This window comes from Streptomyces sp. NPDC030296, from assembly GCF_055572815.1.
This window is the reverse complement of record NZ_JBVICQ010000003.1, coordinates 1-19013: the sequence shown is the minus strand read 5'-3', so window position 1 is coordinate 19013 and position 19013 is coordinate 1. Positions and strand designations below refer to the sequence as shown.

Below are 19013 nucleotides of genomic sequence, written 5' to 3'. Positions count from 1 at the left end.
GATCGCCTTCGCGCGCGCCGGCACGTGTCCGATGGTCCCGACACGCCCCCCGATACCCCGATACAAGGAGCCACAGGACATGGCCGACTCCAGTTTCGACATCGTCTCGAAGGTCGAGCGGCAGGAGGTCGACAACGCCCTCAACCAGGCCGCCAAGGAGATCTCGCAGCGCTACGACTTCAAGGGCGTCGGCGCCTCGATCTCGTGGTCCGGCGAGAAGATCCTGATGGAGGCGAACTCCGAGGACCGGGTGAAGGCCGTCCTCGACGTCTTCCAGTCCAAGCTGATCAAGCGGGGCATCTCGCTGAAGGCGCTGGAGGCGGGTGAGCCCCAGCTGTCCGGCAAGGAGTACAAGATCTTCGCGGAGATCCAGGAGGGCATCTCCCAGGAGAACGCCAAGAAGGTGGCGAAGATCATCCGCGACGAGGGCCCGAAGGGTGTCAAGGCCCAGGTCCAGGGCGACGAACTCCGCGTGAGCTCCAAGAGCCGTGACGACCTGCAGTCCGTGATCGCCCTCCTCAAGGGCAAGGACTTCGACTTCGCGCTCCAGTTCGTCAACTACCGGTAGGTCGTACCGGAGGGTGGGCCCTCGGCCGGAGCCAGGGCCCACCCGTCGTGCGCGCTCAGCGTCGGGAGTGGCCGAACAGCAGGCGGTAGGCGATCAGCAGGACCAGGGAGCCGCCGATCGCGGCCGCCCAGGTGGCGCCGTCGTAGAAGTCCTTGCTGATCGGGTGGTCCAGCCAGCGGGCGGAGATCCAGCCGCCGATGAACGCTCCCGCGACGCCGATGAGGGTCGTGCCGATGAAGCCGCCCGGGTCGCGGCCCGGCAGCAGGAACTTGGCGATGGCGCCGGCCAACAGCCCCAGAACGATCCAGCCGATGATGCTCATGCCGTGAACCTGCCCTTTCGTGCCGTGCCTGTGCCGCGCCCGGGGGTGTCGTCTCCGTCACGTCGCTCCCGACGGTCGCGTCCGTGGTTCCTGAGGGTTCCGTGGTGCCGGGCCCGGTCGTCGTGCTCTGTTGATGCGGAAGACGCCTCCCGTACGTCCGGCGGTTGCGCTGGTCAGTAGGGTGCGGCTCATGACACAGCCGGTTTCGGCCGCCCCGTTGCGGCGCACGCTCGGTGTCGGTGACGCGGTGGTCGTCGGCCTCGGATCGATGGTCGGCGCGGGCATCTTCGCGGCGCTGGGGCCCGCGGCGCACGCCGCCGGGTCCGGGCTGCTCCTCGGTCTCGCGCTCGCGGCCGTCGTCGCCTACTGCAACGCCATGTCCTCCGCCCGGCTCGCGGCCCTCTACCCGGCCTCGGGCGGCACCTATGTGTACGGGCGTGAGCGGCTCGGCGCCTTCTGGGGGTATCTGGCCGGCTGGTCCTTCGTCGTCGGCAAGACCGCCTCGTGCGCGGCCATGGCGCTCACCGTGGGGGCGTACGTGTGGCCGGAACAGGCGCACGCCGTGGCCGTGGCCGCGGTGGTGGCGCTGACGGCCGTGAACTACGGCGGCATCCAGAAGTCCGCCTGGCTGACGCGGGTGATCGTCGCCGTCGTGCTGGCGGTCCTCGCCGCCGTGGTCGTCGTGTGCCTCACCTCCGGCAGGTCCGACGCCGGGCGGCTGGACATCGGGGCGTCGGGCGGCGTGGGCGGGGTGCTGCAGGCGGCCGGACTGCTGTTCTTCGCGTTCGCCGGGTACGCGCGGATCGCGACCCTGGGCGAGGAGGTGCGCGACCCGGCGCGCACCATCCCGCGTGCGATCCCCCTCGCGCTGGGCATCGCGCTCGTGGTGTACGCGGCCGTCGCGGTCGCCGTGCTGTCCGTGCTGGGCTCGGGCGGCCTCGGGCAGGCGTCGGCCCCGCTGGCCGAGGCGGTACGGGCGGCCGGGGCGCCGGGGCTCGTGCCCGTCGTGCGGGTCGGTGCGGCGGTGGCCGCGCTGGGGTCGCTGCTGGCGCTGATCCTGGGGGTCTCGCGGACGACGCTCGCCATGGCCCGCGACCGGCATCTGCCGGGCGTCCTGGCCGCCGTGCACCCCCGGTTCCAGGTGCCGCACCGGGCGGAGCTGGCCGTCGGCGCGGTGGTCGCGGTGCTGGCCGCGACCGTCGACCTCCGGGGCGCGATCGGCTTCTCCTCGTTCGGCGTGCTCGCGTACTACGCGGTCGCCAACGCGTCCGCGTGGACGCTGAGTTCCGCGCCGGTCTCACGGATCGTGCCCGTCGTGGGGCTCGTCGGCTGCGTCGTCGTGGCGTTCGCGCTGCCCTGGGTGTCAGTGGTGGTGGGCGCCGCCGTACTGGGCGCGGGGGCCGCGGCCTACTTCGTACGGCGGTGGTGGCAGCGCCGCGGCCTCGCCGGTCAGTAGCGTCCGGCGAAGGGCTCGTCCGTAGAGATGATCTCGCGGCCCAGGGGCATCAGGGAGAGCGGGACGAGCTTGAAGTTGGCGATGCCGAACGGGATGCCGATGATCGTGATGCAGAGCGCCAGGCCAGTGAAGATATGGGTCAGCGCGAGCCACCAGCCCGCCAGGACCAGCCACAGGACGTTGCCGACGCACGAGGGCGCGCCCGCGTCACGGCGCTCGATCGTCGTGTACCCGAAGGGCCACAGGGCGTAGACGCCGATACGGAACGCCGCGATGCCGAAGGGGATGCCGATGATCGTGACGCAGAGGAGGAGTCCCGCGACCACGTAGCCGAGGAAGAGCCAGAAGCCGCTGAGGATGAGCCAGATGATGTTGAGGATCGTCTTCACTGGGGGCGACCTGCCATCTTCTCGAGTCGGGCGATGCGTTCGGCCATGGGCGGGTGCGTGGAGAACATCTTCGAGAAGCCCTGACCGGGCCGGAACGGGTTCGCGATCATCATGTGGCTCGCCGTCTCGATGCGGGGTTCGGGGGGTAGCGGGAGCTGTTTGGTGCCTGTTTCGAGCTTGCGCAGGGCGGCGGCGAGGGCCAGCGGGTCGCCGGTGAGCTGGGCGCCGGAGGCGTCCGCCTCGTACTCCCTGGACCGGCTGATCGCGAGCTGGATGAGACTGGCGGCGAGCGGGCCCAGGATCATGATCAGCAGCATGCCGAGAAGACCGGGGCCGTCATCGTCGTCGGAGCGGCCGATGGGGATCAGCCAGGCGAAGTTGACCAGGAACATGATCACGGAGGCGAGGGCTCCCGCGACCGATGAGATCAGGATGTCGCGGTTGTAGACGTGGCTCAACTCGTGGCCGATGACACCGCGCAGCTCCCGTTCGTCGAGGAGGCGGAGTATGCCGTCCGTGCAGCACACGGCCGCGTTGCGCGGGTTGCGGCCCGTCGCGAACGCGTTCGGGGCGTCGGTCGGGGAGATGTACAGGCGGGGCATGGGCTGCCTGGCCTGGGTGGAGAGCTCACGGACCATGCGGTACAGGGCGGGGGCCTCGAACTCGCTGACCGGGCGGGCGCGCATCGCGCGTAGAGCCAGCTTGTCGCTGTTCCAGTAGGCGTACGCGTTCGTGCCGAGGGCGACGACGACCGCGATGATCAGACCCGTCCGGCCGAAGAGGCTGCCTATGACGATGATGAGTGCGGACAGCCCCCCGAGGAGTACGGCGGTCCTGAGCCCGTTGTGCCGGCGGTGCACGGTACGCCCTCCAAGTCGTGCGGCAGGGGAACCCTTTGCCTGCTGTCGCTGTTGACTCCACTTCTCAGTGGACCCTCCCGTACTGGTCAACGCCAGGCGGAGAGCACTAGTTCCCTTGTGCGCGCGGGCCGGGGCGGGGCCGTCCGGGTGACGGCCGGACGCCTCGGCACGCACGCGTGTACGGGGCATCGAGTGCCCACGCGTGCGTGCCGGATGCCAGGGGGTGGCTGTGCCTGTCGGTTCGACCGGCTCTGGAAGGGCTCTAGAAGAGGGCGGTGTCGGCGAAGCGCAGGACCAGTTGGGGGGCTCCGGAGAGGGCGATGCCGACGATTCCGGTGAGGGCGATCGCGAGGGTGAGGGGGGCGGGGACGCGGTGCGGCTCGGGTTCGCCCTCGGGGGCGCGGAACAGCAGCGCGGTCCACTGGAGGTAGTAGAACAGTGCGATCACGACGTTGACGGCCATGACGACGGCGAGCCAGCCGAGGCCCGCGTCGACGGCCACCGAGAAGACGGTGACCTTGGCGAACAGGCCGATGACGCCCGGCGGCAGTCCGGCGAGGCAGAGCAGGAAGAAGCCCAGCAGCAGCGCGGTCAGGGGGCTCGACGCGTAGAGGCCGCGGTAGTCGCTGACCCGGTTGAGGGTCCTGGTGCGGCCGACGAGGGCGGCCACGGCGAACGCGCCGAGGTTCACGGCCGCGTACATCAGCGCGTAGGCGACGGTGGAGCCGATGGCCCGCTCGGCGTCGTCGGTGTAGGCGGCGGCCGCGATCGGCACCAGGAGGTACCCGGCCTGGCCGACGGAGGACCAGGCGAGCAGCCGTACCGCGCTGTACGCGCGCGTGGAGCGCTGTCTGAGGGCGCCGACGTTGCCGACGGTCATGGTGAGGGCGGCCAGCGCGGCGAGGGCGGGGCCCCAGACGTCGGCGTACGACGGCAGGGCGACGACGGTGACGAGGATCAGCCCGGAGAAGCCGACCGCCTTGCCGACGACCGACAGGTAGGCGGCCACCGGGAGGGGGGCGCCGACATAGGTGTCGGGGACCCAGAAGTGGAACGGTACGGCGGCCGTCTTGAAGGCGAAGCCGATGAGGGTGAGGACGACGCCGGTCTGGGTGACGGTGTGGAGCTGGCCGTCGACGTTCTGGACGCGGTCGGCGATCTGGGTGAGGTAGAGGGTGCCGGTGGTGGCGTAGATGAAGCTGATGCCGAGGAGGCTGACGGCGGTCGCGGTGACGGACGACAGGAAGAACTTCAGGGCCGCTTCGGAGGACCGCTTGTCGCCGTGGCGAATGCCGACCAGGGCGAAGGCCGGCAGCGAGGCGACCTCCAGGGCGACGACGAGGGTGGCGAGATCGCGGGCGGCGGGCAGGAGGGCGGCGCCCGCGGCGGACGACAGGAGCAGGAACCAGAACTCCCCGGCCGGCAGTTCCCTGCGGTCGTCCTTCAGGGCCGTCATCGACAGCAGGGCGGCGAGGAGGGCGCCGCCGAGCACCATGAACTGGATGACGAGGGTGAAGCGGTCGGCGGTGTAGCTGCACACGTCCGGGCTGCCGCTCAGGCAGAAGGTGGCGCGGTCGCCGTCCAGGAGGGGCAGCAGGGCCAGCAGGGACAGGGCGAGACCCGCCGCCGACGTCCAGCCGAGGAAAGCCTTCTTCGCGTCGTCCACGAAGAGGTCCGTGACGAGCACGGCGAGGCCGACCACGGCGGCGATCGTGGGCGGCGCGACGGCGAGCCAGTCGACGGACTGGACGACGGACTCGGCCAGCGGCCGGACCGACTGGGAGGCCGTCGTCAGGGCCAGGGAGCTCATCGGGTGCCTCCTGCGAGGAGCTGCTGCACGGCCGGGTCGGTCAGGCCGAGGAGGGCCGCGGGCCAGAGACCGGCGAGGACGGTGAGGGCGACGAGCGGCGTCCAGGCCGCGAACTCGTACGTCTGTACGTCGGCGAGCCGGGGCCCCTCCTGCGGGGCGCCGCCCATGCAGACGCGGCGGACCACGATCAGCATGTACGCGGCGGTGAGGAGGGTGCCGAACGCGCCGATCGCCATGAAGGTGAGGAAGGCCGGGCGGCTGAGGTCGTCGGCGGGCCGGAACGCGCCGAACAGGGTGAGCATCTCGCCCCAGAAGCCGGCGAGGCCGGGCAGTCCGAGGGAGGCGACGGCCCCGAACGCGAGCAGGCCGCCGAGGCGCGGCGCCCTGCCGTAGAGGGCGGCGCCGGTCTCCCGCGCCAGGGCGTCGAGGTCGGTGGTGCCGGTGCGGTCCTTGAGGGCGCCGACGAGGAAGAACAGCAGGCCGGTGATGAGGCCGTGGGCGATGTTGGCGAACAGGGCGCCGTTCACGCCGGTCGGGGTCATCGTCGCGATGCCGAGGAGCACGAAGCCCATGTGGCCGACGGAGGAGTACGCGATGAGGCGCTTGAGGTCGCCCTTGGCGCCCGGCCGGGCGAGGGCGAGGCAGGCGAGGGACCCGTAGATGATGCCGACGACCGCGAAGGCGCCGAGGTACGGCGCGAAGGCGCGGAAGCCGTCGGGGGTGATCGGCAGCAGGATGCGGACGAACCCGTAGGTGCCCATCTTCAGCAGGACGCCGGCCAGCAGGACCGAGCCGACGGTCGGGGCGGCGGTGTGGGCGTCCGGCAGCCAGCTGTGCAGCGGCCACATCGGGGTCTTCACCGCGAGCCCGATCCCGATCGTCAAAGCGGCGATGACCTGCACGGATGTGGTCAGTTCGGGGTGATTGTCAGTGGTGAGTGCCACCATGTCGAACGTGCCCGCCCTGAGTCCGATCAGGAGCAGGCCGAGCAGCATGACCACGGATCCGAGCAGGGTGTAGAGGATGAACTTCCAAGCGGCCCGCGTGCGTTGCTCACCGCCCCAGCGGGCGATGAGGAAGTACATCGGGATGAGCACCATCTCGAACGCGAGGAAGAACAGCAGCAGGTCGAGGACGGCGAAGGTCGCGAGGGTGCCGGACTCGAGGACGAGCAGCAGGGCGACGAACGCCTTCGGGGACGGGCCCGAGGGCAGCTTGAAGTACGAGTAGAGCGCGCAGAGGAAGGTCAGCAGCGCGGTCAGGACCAGGAGGGGGAGGGAGATGCCGTCGATGCCGAGGTGGATGCGCACGTCGAGTGCGGGGATCCAGCTGATGTCGGTGCTGGCCTGCATCCTCGACGGGTGGTCATGGTCGAAGCCGAGCGCGAGGACGATCGCGGCGATGAGCACCGCGCCGGTCACGGTGATGCCGTGGCGGAGCACGGCCTGCTCGGGTGACTTCCCCTTCAGCCCCGGTGGGGCGGGCAGGAGAGCGGCGGCGGCGCCGATGAGCGGGCCGACGACGACGAACGCCAGAAGGACCTGCATCACGGACTCGTTGATATCGATCACGCGTGCTCACGCTCCCGTGGCGACGAGAAGGGCGGCGACCACCAGGACGACGGTGCCGGCGAGCAGCGCGCTCACATAGGTCTGCACATTGCCGGTCTGCGCCCGCCGTACGGCCGCGCCGAGCAGGCGGGGCAGGGCGCCCGCACCGCGTACGTAGGTGTCGACGACCTCGCGGTCGAGGAACCGGACGAGTCGCGCGCCGGCCTGGACCGGGCGGACGAAGAGCGCCTCGTACACGGCGTCGAGGTGGAAGCCGACGGCGGCGTGGCGGTGCAGCGGGCCGAGCAGGACCCGGGAGGGGTCCGTCGGGTCGGGCGCCGAGGCCACGTCCCCGTAGGCGGGCGCGTGGCTCGCGATGGCCTCCGCCTCGACGGTCGCGGCGTCCGCCCCGGGGTGGGCCGCGACCGCGCCGAGCGGGGTGCGGGCCAGCGCCGTGGTGTACCGCCAGGCCGCGTACGTCACGAGGCCGCCGGTGAGGGCGAGGCCGGTGCCGAGGACCGACGTGGTGAGGGTCGGGGCCAGGTCGTCGCCGTCGAACCAGTCGGGGAGGGTGCCGTAGGCGAGTCCGCCGAGGGCGAGGGACGGGACGGCGAGCACCCAGAGGACCACGGTCATGCTGAGCGGCTGGCGGCCGTGGTCGGGGGCTTCGTCGCCCTGGCCGCGGAAGGTGCGCAGCCACAGGCGGGTGGCGTACGCGGCGGTGAGGAGGGCCGTGAGCAGGCCGGCGGCGAGGACGGTCCAGCCGGCGGCGCCGGGGATGTGCTCGGCGTGGCCCTCGGCGGCGGTCTCGGCGGCGCCGAGGACGGACTCCTTGGAGAAGAAGCCGCTGAAGGGCGGGATCGCGGCGAGGGCGAGGAGCGCCACGGTCATCGTCCAGTAGGCGTCGGGGACGCGGGCGCGGAGGTTGCTCATGCGGGACATGGCGGCCAGGGAGTTGGTGCCGGCGGCGTGGATGATCACGCCGGCGGCGAGGAACAGCAGCGCCTTGAAGGCGCCGTGGGAGATGAGGTGGAAGACGGCGGCGCCGCGGTCGCCGACGGCGAGGGCGCCGGTCATGTAGCCGAGCTGGCCGATCGTCGAGTAGGCGAGGACGCGTTTGATGTCGTCCTGGGCGAGGGCGGCGAGGGCGGAGCCGGCCATGGTGACGGCGGCCATCACGGCGAGGACGACCAGGGCCGCCGCGGAGGCGGTGAAGACCGGGAGGAGACGGGCGATGAAGTAGACACCGGCGGCGACCATCGTCGCGGCGTGGATCAGCGCGGAGACGGGCGTCGGGCCGGCCATCGCGTCGGGGAGCCAGGTGTGGAGGGGGAACTGCGCGGACTTGCCGGCCACACCGGCGAGGAGCAGCAGGGCGATCAGCGTCGGGTGGTCGAGGCCGCCGTCGGCGGCGGTGTCGAGGATCCGGGTGATCCGGAACGACCCGGCGTCCGAGGCGAGCGCGAACAGACCGATCAGGAAGGGGATGTCGCCGAGCTTGGTGACGAGGAACGCCTTGAGGGAGGCGGCACGGGCCTCCGGGGTCTCCCAGTAGTGGCCGACCAGGAAGTAGGAGCAGATGCCCATGATCTCCCAGCCGACCAGCAGCACCATCAGGTCGCCGGAGTAGACGACGAGGAGCATCGCGGAGGTGAAGAGGGAGACGAGAGCGGCGTACGAGGCGTAGCGGGGGTCGTCGCGGAGATAGCCCGTGGAGTAGATCTGCACGCAGGTGGCGACCAAGCCGACGACCACGGCGACGAGGGCGGCGAAGCCGTCGATGTACAGGGCCAGGTCGATGGGGACCGAGCCGGTGGGGGTGAGCTGCGTGGACGCGACGACCGGGCTGTCGCCGCCCTGGCGTACGGCGACCAGCACGGCCAGCGCGAAGGCCGTGAGGGTCGGGAGTACGGCGAGGGGGCGGACGAAGCCGGGGGCGGTGCGTCCGAGGAGCAGGCCGGCGGCGGCGCCGAGGAACGGGAGGAGGGGGACGAGGACGGCGAGGGTGGTCGTGGTCACGCGCTGGCCTCGGCCTTCTCGCTCCGCTCGGGGCGCTCGGCGGTGTCGCGGAGCTTGTCGATGTCGGCGGTGCCGCGGTTGCGGTGGACGGCGAGGACGATGGCCAGGCCGATGCCGATCTCCGCGGCGGCGATGGTGATGGTGAACAGGGTCAGTGCCTGCCCGGAGTGGAGGGTCTCCTCGGCGGCCTTGCTGAGCCAGACGTCGAAGGCGACGAGGTTGAGGTTGACGGCGTTGAGCATCAGCTCGACGGACATCAGGACCAGGATCGCGTTGCGGCGGGCGAGGACGCCGTACAGGCCGGTGCAGAAGAGGAGGGCGGAGAGCACGACGGGATAGGCGAGGTGCATCAGCGGGGCCCTCCCTCGGACGGGTCGGGGGCGGCGGCTGCGGCGGGGGGTGCGTCGGCCGGGGGAGGTTCCTCGGCCGGGGTGGGTGCCGGTTTCGGCACGGCGGTGTCGGCTGCGGCGGGTGCCGTCGCCGGTGCCGTGGCCGGTGCGGTGGCCGTCGCCGGTGCGGGTGCCGTCGCCGGTGCGGTGGCCGTGGCGGGTCCGGTGGCTGGGGTGGTTCCCGTGGCCGCTGTGGGGGTCTTCGGTTCGTCGGGCTCCTGCTTGGCCTTGCGGGAGAGGACGATCGCGCCGACCAGGGCGGCGAGGAGGAGGACGGAGAGGGCCTCGAAGGGGAGGACCCAGTTCTGGAAGAGGCTTTCGCCGGTGGTCCTGGTCGAGCCGGCGACGGGGCCGTCGAGGTCGATCCACGTGGCGCGGAAGGCGTCGACGACGACCCAGACGAGGGCGGCGGCAGCGGCGACGGCCACGGTGAGGGCGGCCCACCGGTTGCCGGAGTCGGCGTCCGGGGAGCGGCCGATCGGGGCCCTGGTGAGCATCAGCCCGAACAGGAGGAGCACGACGACGGAGCCGACGTAGATGAGGACCTGGACCCAGGCGATGAACTCGGCGGTGAGCAGCAGGTACTCGACGGCGAGACCGCCGAGCGCCACGACCAGCCAGAGGGCGGCGTGCACCAGCTGGCGGGTGGTGACGGTGACGATCGCGGCGCCGAGGGTGACCAGGCCGACGAGGAGGAAGGCGATCTCGACGCCGGTGGGCGAGAGGAAGCCGCGGGTCTCGACGGCGGCCAGGGAGGGGTGGTGGTGCGTGGCGGCGAGGGCGACGGCGGTGGTGGCGGTGACGCTCATGCGTTCCCCTCCCCCGGCCGGTGCGGCTCGGCCCTTTGCGCCCGCTCGCCCGAACCGGTCTGCTCGGCCTGCCCTGCCTGTTCGGCCTGATCGGCCTGTTCGGCCTGTTCGGCCTGCTGGGTGGCGGCGAGTTTTTCGGCGGTCTTGCGGGCGGCGGCGAGTTCCTTGGGTTCCTCGGCGCCGGGGTCGAGGGCGGGCGGGGCCGGGACGGTCCACATCCACTCGCGGAGTTTGTCGCGCTCGTGGGTGAGCTCGCGGATGTCGGTCTCCGCGTACTCGAACTCGGGCGACCAGAAGAGGGCGTCGAAGGGGCAGACCTCGATGCAGATACCGCAGTACATGCAGAGGGAGAAGTCGATGGCGAAGCGGTCGAGGACGTTACGGCTGCGCTCACGGCCGCCGGGGGCGGCGGGCGGGACGGTCTCCTTGTGGGAGTCGATGTAGATGCACCAGTCCGGGCACTCCCGGGCGCACAGCATGCAGACGGTGCAGTTCTCCTCGAAGAGACCGATGACGCCGCGGGTCCGGGGCGGGAGTTCCGGCTGGGCGTCCGGGTACTGCTCGGTGACCGTCTTCCGCGTCATCGTGCGGAGGGTGACGGCCAGGCCCTTGGCGAGACCGCTACCGGGGATGCGGGGCCGGGTGGGCGGGAGGGACTCAGCCATGGTTACTGGATCACCACCTTGACGACGCCGGTGAGGGCGATCTGGGCGAGGGACAGGGGGACGAGGAGGGTCCAGGAGAGCTTCTGCAACTGGTCCTCGCGCAGTCGGGGGTAGGTGACGCGGAGCCAGATGACGAGGAAGGCGAGGACGGCGGTCTTCAGCAGGGTCCAGACCCAGCCGAGGCCGTCGGCGCCCCAGGGGCCGTGCCAGCCACCGAGGAAGAGGACGGTGGTCAGGCCGCACAGGACGACGATGCCGGCGTACTCGGCGAGGAGGAACAGGGCGAAGCGGAGGCCGGTGTACTCGGTGTAGGCGCCGAAGATGATCTCCGAGTCGGCGACGGGCATGTCGAAGGGCGGGCGTTGGAGTTCGGCGAGGCCGGCGACGAAGAAGACGATCGCGCCGACGATCTGCCAGGGGAGCCACCACCACTGGAAGGCGTCGAGGATGCCGACGAGGGAGACCGTGCCGGCCGCCATCGCCACCGAGGCGGCCGTCAGGAGCATCGGGAGCTCGTAGGCGAGGAGCTGGGCGGCGGTGCGGAGACCGCCGAGGAGGGAGAACTTGTTCGCGGACGCCCAGCCGGCCATGAGGGAGCCGAGCACGCCGACGCCCATCACGGCGAGGACGAAGAAGATGCCCGCGTCGATGACCTCGCCGACGGCGCCCTCGCCGGGGCCGATGGGGATGGCGAGGAGGACGAGGAGGTACGGGAGGAGGGCGACCGCCGGGGCGAGCTGGAAGATGCGGCGGTCCGCGCCGGCCGGGACGACGTCTTCCTTCTGGGCGAACTTCACGCCGTCGGCGACGAGCTGGGCCCAGCCGTGGAAGCCGCCGGCGTACATGGGGCCGAGGCGGCCCTGCATGTGGGCCATCACCTTGTGTTCCGTCTGCCCGATGATCAGGGGGAAGGTGAGGAAGACGACGAAGACGAGCAGGAGTCGCAGGGCGACGTCGAGGGCGTCGTTCACCGCGGGCCTCCTGCGGGGGGTTCGGGGGTGGTGGGGGGTTCAGTAGCTGGGGGTTCGTCCGGGGTCTCGTCGGCGGGCGTCGCGGGCGTCTCGCTCCCGTCGCCGGGGGTGCGGTCGCCGTCGGTAGTGCCGGGGGACGCGGACGGCTCCGCCGCGGGTTGGGTGCCGGACGCCGGTTCGGCCCCGGGCGCCGGTTCGGTCTCGGCGTCGGGCGCAGCCGCGGGCGCGGGCGCGGGCGCGGCCTCGGGCGCGGGTTCGTCCTCCGGCTTCGAGGGCTGGGACTCCTGCTTGGGCCGGGCCACGGGCTCGGCCTGCGGATCCGGCTCAGGCGTGGGCCTCGGCTCCGTCGGAGCGGGCTCCGCTTCAGGTGTCGGCTCCTCGAAGGCCGGGCGGGCGTGGTGCCACGGGGCGTCGGCGCTGCGGGCAGCGGGGCGCGCCGGGCGGCTCTCCGCCGGGTGTTCGGCGGGGGCGTCGGCCGACAGGGTGCGCTGGCTCGCCGAGCCGTCGGAGGCGGTACGGGCGCGGCGTGGCGTCGCGGGAGCGGACGGTGCCTCGGGAGCGGATGGCGCCTCGGGGGTCGACGCCGACTCCGCGGCCGTCTGGCTCGCCGAGCCCTGCGCCGCCGTACGGCTACGGCGCGGAGGCGTCGACGGGGTGGGTGCGGCCGGGGTGCCCGAGGCGTCCGGTGTCGGTGTCGCCTCGGCGGCCGTCTGGCTCGCCGAGCCCTGGGAGGCCGTACGGGTGCGGCGTACGGGGCGGTCCCCGGCCGCTCGGGCCGGGCGGTCCCCTGCGGCGCGGGCCGGGCGGTCTCCGGCGGCTCGGGTGGGGCGGGTCGGGGCCGGGGGGAGTTGGCCCTTGAGGGGGCCCCACTCGTTGGGGTCGGGGACGCCGGGCGGGAGCATCTGGCGGCGCTTGGGGCCTCCGTGCTCGGACTCGCCGGGCTCCTTGGCGCCGGGCCACGCCTTGGCGACGCGGGCGGCCAGGACGAAGTCCTTGCGGAGTGGGTGGCCCTCGAAGTTCTCGGGGAGGAGGAGGTGGTCCAGGCCGGGGTGGCCCTCGAAGCGAACGCCGAACATCTCGTGGGTCTCGCGTTCGTGCCAGGCGGCACCGGCGTAGACGTCCACGGCGGTGGGCAGCACCGGCGACGCGTGCGGGACGGTGGTCCGGACGAGGAGACGGCGGACCGGGGCCAGGGCCACGACATGGGCGGAGACCCGGAAGCCGGTGCCGGGTTCGTCGACCGCGCTCAGCCAGTCGAAGTAGGTGCAGCCCAGGGTGGTGCGGGCGGTGCTCAGGGCCTCGATCCAGGAGGCGGAGGGGACGTCCACGGTCAGGACGTCGTAGGACTCCTCGGCGGTGGCGTCGGCGCCGAAGAGTTCCTCGACGGGGGCGGGAAGCCAGCCGGTCAACGGTCCCCCTCCCCGGTGGAGCTGTCCGTCGTGCCGGTGCCGGCCGGCGGGGCCGGGGGCTTCACCAGGTCGCTCTGGAGGGCCGCCGGTGACGGGCGGGCGGGGGCCGGCGTCGGGCCCTCGGCGGCGGTCGAGGACACGGTGCCCCCGGCGGCGACGGCGTCCGTTCCGTTGCCGTACCGCTCCCCCAGGGACTCCCGCGCGATCTTCTCCTGGAGTTTCAGGATGCCCTGGAGAAGGGCCTCGGGGCGGGGCGGGCAGCCGGGGACGTAGACGTCGACGGGGATGATCTGGTCGACGCCCTTGGTCACCGAGTAGGAGTCCCAGTAGGGGCCGCCGCAGTTGGAGCAGGCGCCGAAGGAGATGACGTACTTCGGTTCCGGCATCTGCTCGTAGAGGCGCTTCACGGCCGGGGCCATCTTGTCCGTGACCGTGCCGGACACGACCATCAGGTCGGCCTGGCGGGGGCCCGGCGCGAAGGGGATGACACCGAGGCGGATGAAGTCGTGGCGGGCCATCGACGCGGCGATGAACTCGATCGCGCAGCAGGCCAGGCCGAAGTTGAAGACCCAGAGGGAGTAGCGGCGGCCCCAGTTGAGGATCACCTTCATCGGCTCGGGGGCGAGGCGGGCGAGGGCGCCCAGCCGCTTGGGCTCCGGGAGGGACACGGGCTGCGGGGTGGTCGTCTCTGGCGTCACGTCCATGCCAGGACCCCCTTCTTGTATGCGTAGAGCAGGCCGACGGCGAGGAAGCCGAGGAAGACGAACATCTCCACCAGCGTGGTCGCGCCGTAGCCGTCGTCGGCGAAGACGGTCGCCCAGGGGAAGAGGAAGATCGAGTCGATGGCGAAGATGACGTAGAGGAAGGCGTACACGTAGTAGCGGACCTGGGTGTGGGCCCAGTGCTCGCCGACGGGGTCGACGCCGCACTCGTACGTGAGGAGCTTCTCCCGGGTGGGGACCTCGGGGCGCAGCAGGCGTCCCGCGCCGAAGGCGATGGCCACGAAGAGCACGCCCACGGCGGCGAGCAGTCCGACCACCGAGTAGGACTGGAAGTAGTCCGCCGCCACGACGTACTCCGCCGCGACGGCGACGGTCGGTTCCGGCACGTCCGCCCCTCGTTCCCTCACCTGGCGACCTGTACGTACGCGCTCCGTACGCCATACATACGCCGCTGTTCGACGATCTGTACGCACGGGAGTCTAGGCCCTGCTAAAGAGACCGTAAGCAGCCCGTCACAGCTCGGCATGCGCAGGGCCGTGACCTGGGGGTCCCTGGGCTGGGCGGTGGCGGGGGCCGTGCGGGGCCAAGGCGGCGGCCCGGTCGGGGAGATGGGACCACCGGACCGGGGCGACGGGGCCGCCGAGTCGGGGCGAGGTGGCCGCCGAGTCGGGGCGACGGGGCCGCCGGGTCGGTGCCACGGGTCGGTGCGGCGGGGCGGGGGGGTGGGCCGGGGGCCTCGGCGGCGGGTGGGGTTTTCCCCAGGAGGGCCGGGCGGTTCGCCTCATGGCGCCGGTGGGGCGCGGGCGGGCAGGCTGTGGCCATGACCGAGCCCCTTTCTCCTTCTCCGTCGGCCGGCCGTGGACGGCCGTCCGGGCGCCCGTTGCCCTCCAGCCGCACGCCGTCCGAACCGCTGCCGCCCGCGAGGCTCGCGTTCGAGGCGCACACGTGGAAGGAGATCGTGCATCTGCTGGCGAATCTGCCGATGTCGCTGATCGGGTTCACCTTCGTGACGACGGTGCTGTTCACCAGTGCCTTCCTGACACTGACGGTGATCGGTTTCCCGCTGCTCGCGGCCGCGCTGCTGGGGGCGCGTCAGCTGGGCAAGCTGGAGCGGATACGGGCGCGGGCGCTGCTCGACGTGACGGTGGACGAGCCGAGTCCGCTGCCGCTGCGGGGCGGCGCGGACGGGTTCGTCGCGCAGGTGTGGATGAGTGTGAAGGACCCGGTCGGCTGGCGTTCGATGCTGTACGAGCTGATCCGGCTGCCGTGGGGGATCGCGACGTTCACGATCACCCTCACGGGGTTGTTCGTGGCGTGGCCGGTGCTGCCGTTCATCGTGCGGGGACTGGCGAACGCGGACCGGGCGATGGTGCGGGCGCTGCTGTCGCCGTCGGACGAGCTGGAGCGGCGGATCGCGGAGCTGGAGTCGGACCGGGGGGTCGTGGTGGACACGGCGGCGGCCGATCTGCGGCGCATCGAGCGGGATCTTCACGACGGGGCGCAGGCGCGGCTGGTGAACCTGGCGATGGGGCTCGGGCTGGCGAAGGAGAAGCTGCTGGAGGGCCAGGCCGACGACGCCGTGGCCTCGATGGTGGCGGAGGCGCACGGCGAGGTGAAGCTGGCGCTCCAGGAGCTGCGGGATCTGGCGCGGGGCATCCATCCGGCGGTGCTGACCGACCGGGGCCTGGACGCGGCGCTGTCCTCGGTGGCCTCGCGGTGCACCGCTCCGGTGAAGGTGACGGTCGATCTCCCGGCGCGGCCCGCGGCGGCGATCGAGGGGATCGCCTACTTCACCGTCTCGGAGCTGCTCCAGAACGTCAGCAAGCACAGCGGGGCGCGGTCCGCGGCCGTGGACGTCTGGCGGTCCGACGACCGGCTGCTGATCCAGGTGTGGGACGACGGGCGCGGCGGCGCGAGTGTCGACGGCGGCTCGGGCATCGCCGGTCTCGCGGAGCGGCTGGGCGCGGTCGACGGTCTCTTCATGGTCGATTCCCCGGTGGGCGGGCCCACGACGATCACGGCGGAACTGCCCTGGCGGAACCGGTAGGCGGCGGAACCGGTGGGCGGGGGCTCATGGGTGAGGCCGAGGGGTGGGGTTAACCCCCGGAACCGGACGCCGACGGGCTGGATGGTCCGGGAGGCCGGGGGCGGGGAGTGTGGGGGTACGCCAGATCGTGGCGCGCTCCGGTCGGAGTGTGGGTGAGGAGGAGTGGCGGCTATGGAATCCGCGTATGGGCAGGGGTACGGCGGCTGGGACGACGCGGCCGTGGCCGAGCGGCGGCACCGGCTGCCGGCGGGGCTGCGGGCGCCGTTCGAGGGGCGCAGCTGGCGGGAGTTCGGCTATGTGATGCTCGGCTTCCCGATCGGCGTGCTGATGTTCACGTACGCGGTGACGATGCTGTCGGTCGGGGTGGGCCTGCTGGTCACGTTCCTCGGGGTGCCGGTGCTGGCCGCCGGGCTCGCCGGGTGCCGGGGGCTCGGGGCGATGGAGCGGGCGCGGGCGCGGGCGCTGCTCGGGGTGGAGGTGGCCGCGCCGGAGCCGTTGCGGCCGCGCAAGCGGGGCGCGCCGGCGTGGATGGGTGCCGTCCTGCGCAGCGGGTCGTCGTGGCGGCAGCTGCTGTACGCGGTGGTGCAGTTCCCTTGGTCGCTGTTCTCCTTCGTCGTCGCCCTGAACTTCTGGGCGTACGGGTGGGCGATGCTGACGTATCCGCTGTGGTTCTGGGTCTTCCCGATGTGGGTCGGGCAGGACGGGGTGCAGCTGTACGGGGACGAGGGGCACGCCGTGTACCTCGACAACGCGTTCGAGGTGACGGTGACGGCGTTGGTGGGGCTGCTGTTCACGATGGCCACGCCGTGGATCGTGCGGGGGCTGACCATGGTGGACCGGGTGATGGTGAGCGCGTTGCTCGGGCCGTCCCGGCTGGGCGCGCGGGTGGTGGAGCTGGAGTCGGACCGGGGGGTCGTGGTGGACACGGCGGCGGCCGATCTGCGGCGCATCGAGCGGGATCTGCACGACGGGGCGCAGGCACGGCTGGTGAACCTGGCGATGGATCTGGGTGTGGCGCGGGAGAAGCTGACCGAGGATCCGCGGGAGGCGGCGCGGATGGTGGACTCCGCGCACGGCGAGGTGAAGACGGCGCTGCGGGAGCTGCGGGATCTGGCGCGGGGCATCCATCCGGCGGTGCTGACGGACCGGGGCCTGGACGCGGCGCTGTCGGCGGTGGCGGCCCGGTGCGCGGTGCCGGTGGTGGTGGAGGTGGATCTGCCCGCGCGGCCGGTGCCGGCGATCGAGGGCATCGTCTACTTCACGGTGTCCGAGCTGCTCCAGAATGTCAGCAAGCACGCGGGCGCCTCCCGGGCGGTGGTGGATGTGTGGAAGGTCGAGGGGCGGCTGATGCTCCAGGTCACCGATGACGGGATGGGCGGCGCCGACGTCGGGGCGGGGTCGGGGCTCGCCGGGCTGGCGGAGCGGCTGGGGGCCGTCGACGGGGTGCTGGTCGTGGACTCACCGGCGGGCGGACCCACCCGCGTCACCGCGGAGCTGCCCTGGCGGGCGTGATCCTCGGGGCCCCGGCCGCGGGGGCGTGACGTTCGGCGGCAGGGGGGCGGGACCACCAGGGGCGGGACCACCAGGGGCGCGTCCGGAGCCGAGGCTCCGGACGCGCCCCTGCGTGTCGCGGCGGCGGTAACCAGCCAAGAGGTGGCGGGGTTCTTACGCGCGAGGGTGTCGGGGTGGCGTGGCGGGACCGGGATGCTGGGATGCTGGGGCCGTCGGGTGGGTGGGCCAGGAGGACGGCCGGCTCCGGGCTTGCGGGGGGACGGGATCGTGGAGGACAAGGTGCGGGTGGTCATCGCCGAGGATTCGGTGCTGTTGCGGGAGGGCCTCACCCGGCTGCTGACCGACCGGGGGCACGAGGTCGTCGCGGGGGTCGGGGACGGCAACGCGTTGATCAAGACGATCGGTGAGTTCGCGGCGCAGGGGGACCTGCCCGATGTCGTCGTCGCCGATGTGCGCATGCCGCCGACCCATACCGATGAGGGCGTCCGGGCGGCCGTGCAGTTGCGCAAGCAGCATCCGCGGCTGGGCGTGCTCGTGCTGTCGCAGTACGTGGAGGAGCGGTACGCCACCGAGCTGCTCGCAGGGTCCAGCCGGGGCGTCGGTTACCTGCTGAAGGACCGGGTGGCGGACGTGCGGGAGTTCGTCGACGCGGTGGTGCGGGTGGCCGGCGGGGGCACGGCGCTCGACCCGGAGGTGGTGGCGCAGCTGCTCGGGCGCAGCCGCAAGCAGGACGTGCTGGCGGGGCTCACTCCGAGGGAGCGCGAGGTGCTGGGGCTGATGGCGGAGGGGCGCACCAATTCCGCGATCGCCCGGCAGCTGGTGGTGAGTGACGGTGCCGTCGAGAAGCACGTCAGCAATATCTTCCTGAAGCTCGGGCTGTCCCCGAGCGACGGGGACCACCGGCGGGTGCTGGCGGTCCTCACGTATCTGAATTCCTGACGGGGCCGCCCGTACTGGCCCGCTCCCGCCCCCGGTCACCCCCGAACACCAGCCGCCCGCCTCCTCTCCCCCCGAAGCGCCCGACGCGTCAGTACTAGAACCCCCGCTTCCGGGGGAGCGTCTTCTGTGGCAGTTCAGCGGGTGTGCGGGGTGGGGTCGGGGCGAGGTCGACGAGGGGTCGAAAAAAGCTCGTCGAACAGTCGAACGGTCAAGGGAAGGTCCGCAGCACCGACGTAGGGTTGGTCTCGGGAGGGCCGCTGGGACGGTCGTTCCCGGACAGCCGCCTCAAGGGAGGTCAAGTTCAGTGACCAGGCAGGTCAGCAGCCCAGCGGAGCAGGCCGACGAGGCCGTTCTCGGAGAACTGGGGGAACAGCGCAAGTCGGCGGGGACCAAGGACGTCCGCCGCCTCGATCGGGTGATCATTCGGTTCGCGGGTGATTCCGGTGACGGTATGCAGCTCACCGGTGACCGTTTCACCTCCGAGACCGCTTCGTTCGGCAACGACCTGTCAACCCTGCCGAACTTCCCCGCCGAGATCCGCGCCCCCGCCGGCACCCTGCCCGGCGTCTCCAGCTT

18 protein-coding genes and 1 pseudogene are annotated in these 19013 nt (G+C 72.2%); 6 read left to right on the top strand and 13 right to left on the bottom strand.

Annotation, left to right across the window (positions count from 1 at the left end):
- Positions 1-79: 79 nt before the first annotated feature.
- A complete protein-coding gene (locus ACZ4Z3_RS08085; RefSeq protein ID WP_055716161.1) occupies positions 80-568 on the top strand; it encodes a YajQ family cyclic di-GMP-binding protein in 489 nt (162 codons plus the stop codon).
- A 55-nt stretch (positions 569-623) separates the two neighbouring features.
- Here ACZ4Z3_RS08085 and ACZ4Z3_RS08080 read toward each other — a convergent pair whose 3' ends face one another.
- Positions 624-890 (bottom strand): GlsB/YeaQ/YmgE family stress response membrane protein, encoded by a 267-nt coding sequence (locus ACZ4Z3_RS08080; protein WP_055539388.1) that lies wholly within the window; start codon positions 888-890, stop codon positions 624-626.
- Positions 891-1080: 190 nt separating this feature from the next.
- Between ACZ4Z3_RS08080 and ACZ4Z3_RS08075 the strand changes: the two genes are divergently transcribed.
- Positions 1081-2346, top strand: a complete 1266-nt coding sequence (locus ACZ4Z3_RS08075; protein ID WP_468500245.1) for an APC family permease — start codon at positions 1081-1083, stop codon at positions 2344-2346.
- On the opposite strand, the gene ACZ4Z3_RS08070 is transcribed toward ACZ4Z3_RS08075, so the two are convergent.
- From ACZ4Z3_RS08070 to ACZ4Z3_RS08015, 12 genes are all read right to left on the bottom strand, one after another.
- Positions 2340-2735: a YccF domain-containing protein gene (locus ACZ4Z3_RS08070; protein WP_468500244.1), complete on the bottom strand. Its 396-nt coding sequence runs from the start codon at positions 2733-2735 to the stop codon at positions 2340-2342. The two genes, ACZ4Z3_RS08075 and ACZ4Z3_RS08070, sit on opposite strands and share 7 nt — an antisense overlap.
- Positions 2732-3595, bottom strand: coding sequence for a zinc metalloprotease HtpX (gene htpX, locus ACZ4Z3_RS08065; RefSeq protein WP_468500243.1), 864 nt, complete (start codon positions 3593-3595; stop codon positions 2732-2734). The genes ACZ4Z3_RS08070 and htpX overlap by 4 nt, the downstream gene beginning before the upstream one ends.
- A gap of 262 nt (positions 3596-3857) precedes the next feature.
- Positions 3858-5405, bottom strand: coding sequence for an NADH-quinone oxidoreductase subunit N (locus ACZ4Z3_RS08060; protein WP_468500242.1), 1548 nt, complete (start codon positions 5403-5405; stop codon positions 3858-3860).
- Positions 5402-6976, bottom strand: coding sequence for a complex I subunit 4 family protein (locus ACZ4Z3_RS08055; protein ID WP_468500241.1), 1575 nt, complete (start codon positions 6974-6976; stop codon positions 5402-5404). Before ACZ4Z3_RS08055 ends, ACZ4Z3_RS08060 begins: the two co-directional genes overlap by 4 nt.
- Before the next feature lie 6 nt (positions 6977-6982).
- Positions 6983-8974, bottom strand: a complete 1992-nt coding sequence (locus ACZ4Z3_RS08050; RefSeq protein WP_468500240.1) for an NADH-quinone oxidoreductase subunit 5 family protein — start codon at positions 8972-8974, stop codon at positions 6983-6985.
- Positions 8971-9324, bottom strand: a complete 354-nt coding sequence (gene nuoK / locus ACZ4Z3_RS08045) for an NADH-quinone oxidoreductase subunit NuoK (RefSeq protein WP_055716154.1) — start codon at positions 9322-9324, stop codon at positions 8971-8973. Before nuoK ends, ACZ4Z3_RS08050 begins: the two co-directional genes overlap by 4 nt.
- Positions 9324-10172 (bottom strand): NADH-quinone oxidoreductase subunit J family protein, encoded by an 849-nt coding sequence (locus ACZ4Z3_RS08040; RefSeq protein WP_468500239.1) that lies wholly within the window; start codon positions 10170-10172, stop codon positions 9324-9326. The genes nuoK and ACZ4Z3_RS08040 overlap by 1 nt, the downstream gene beginning before the upstream one ends.
- The gene (locus tag ACZ4Z3_RS08035) at positions 10169-10837 is read right to left on the bottom strand and encodes a NuoI/complex I 23 kDa subunit family protein (protein ID WP_468500238.1); all 669 of its coding nucleotides are present in this window, start codon (positions 10835-10837) and stop codon (positions 10169-10171) included. The genes ACZ4Z3_RS08040 and ACZ4Z3_RS08035 overlap by 4 nt, the downstream gene beginning before the upstream one ends.
- Before the next feature lie 2 nt (positions 10838-10839).
- Positions 10840-11808 carry a complex I subunit 1/NuoH family protein gene (locus tag ACZ4Z3_RS08030; RefSeq protein WP_249829038.1) on the bottom strand — a complete coding sequence of 323 codons (969 nt, stop codon included), beginning with the start codon at positions 11806-11808 and terminating at the stop codon, positions 10840-10842.
- Positions 11805-13217, bottom strand: coding sequence for an NADH-quinone oxidoreductase subunit C (locus tag ACZ4Z3_RS08025; RefSeq protein WP_468500237.1), 1413 nt, complete (start codon positions 13215-13217; stop codon positions 11805-11807). Before ACZ4Z3_RS08025 ends, ACZ4Z3_RS08030 begins: the two co-directional genes overlap by 4 nt.
- On the bottom strand, positions 13214-13921 hold the full coding sequence (locus ACZ4Z3_RS08020; RefSeq protein WP_468500236.1) for an NADH-quinone oxidoreductase subunit B: 708 nt from the start codon (positions 13919-13921) through the stop codon (positions 13214-13216). The genes ACZ4Z3_RS08025 and ACZ4Z3_RS08020 overlap by 4 nt, the downstream gene beginning before the upstream one ends.
- The gene (locus ACZ4Z3_RS08015; protein ID WP_055523485.1) at positions 13912-14325 is read right to left on the bottom strand and encodes an NADH-quinone oxidoreductase subunit A; all 414 of its coding nucleotides are present in this window, start codon (positions 14323-14325) and stop codon (positions 13912-13914) included. The genes ACZ4Z3_RS08020 and ACZ4Z3_RS08015 overlap by 10 nt, the downstream gene beginning before the upstream one ends.
- A 434-nt stretch (positions 14326-14759) precedes the next feature.
- On the opposite strand from ACZ4Z3_RS08015, the gene ACZ4Z3_RS08010 reads away from it, so the two are divergent.
- The 4 genes and pseudogenes from ACZ4Z3_RS08010 to ACZ4Z3_RS07995 form a co-directional block, all read left to right on the top strand.
- Positions 14760-15986 (top strand): sensor histidine kinase, encoded by a 1227-nt coding sequence (locus tag ACZ4Z3_RS08010; protein WP_468500235.1) that lies wholly within the window; start codon positions 14760-14762, stop codon positions 15984-15986.
- Positions 15987-16157: 171 nt separating this feature from the next.
- Positions 16158-17498: a sensor histidine kinase gene (locus ACZ4Z3_RS08005; protein WP_468500234.1), complete on the top strand. Its 1341-nt coding sequence runs from the start codon at positions 16158-16160 to the stop codon at positions 17496-17498.
- Between the two features lie 279 nt (positions 17499-17777).
- The gene (locus ACZ4Z3_RS08000) at positions 17778-18437 is read left to right on the top strand and encodes a LuxR C-terminal-related transcriptional regulator (protein ID WP_468500807.1); all 660 of its coding nucleotides are present in this window, start codon (positions 17778-17780) and stop codon (positions 18435-18437) included.
- Between the two features lie 304 nt (positions 18438-18741).
- Positions 18742-19013 (top strand): annotated as a pseudogene (locus tag ACZ4Z3_RS07995) (2-oxoacid:acceptor oxidoreductase subunit alpha); the annotation flags it as partial.

Coding starts and splice junctions, on each gene's coding strand:
- ACZ4Z3_RS08085 (WP_055716161.1), top strand. CDS start 80: ATGGCCGACTCCAGTTTCGACATCGTCTCGAAGGTCGAGCGGCAGGAG.
- ACZ4Z3_RS08080 (WP_055539388.1), bottom strand. CDS start 890: ATGAGCATCATCGGCTGGATCGTTCTGGGGCTGTTGGCCGGCGCCATC.
- ACZ4Z3_RS08075 (WP_468500245.1), top strand. CDS start 1,081: ATGACACAGCCGGTTTCGGCCGCCCCGTTGCGGCGCACGCTCGGTGTC.
- ACZ4Z3_RS08060 (WP_468500242.1), bottom strand. CDS start 5,405: ATGAGCTCCCTGGCCCTGACGACGGCCTCCCAGTCGGTCCGGCCGCTG.
- nuoK (WP_055716154.1), bottom strand. CDS start 9,324: ATGCACCTCGCCTATCCCGTCGTGCTCTCCGCCCTCCTCTTCTGCACC.
- ACZ4Z3_RS08040 (WP_468500239.1), bottom strand. CDS start 10,172: ATGAGCGTCACCGCCACCACCGCCGTCGCCCTCGCCGCCACGCACCAC.
- ACZ4Z3_RS08035 (WP_468500238.1), bottom strand. CDS start 10,837: ATGGCTGAGTCCCTCCCGCCCACCCGGCCCCGCATCCCCGGTAGCGGT.
- ACZ4Z3_RS08020 (WP_468500236.1), bottom strand. CDS start 13,921: ATGGACGTGACGCCAGAGACGACCACCCCGCAGCCCGTGTCCCTCCCG.
- ACZ4Z3_RS08010 (WP_468500235.1), top strand. CDS start 14,760: ATGACCGAGCCCCTTTCTCCTTCTCCGTCGGCCGGCCGTGGACGGCCG.
- ACZ4Z3_RS08005 (WP_468500234.1), top strand. CDS start 16,158: ATGGAATCCGCGTATGGGCAGGGGTACGGCGGCTGGGACGACGCGGCC.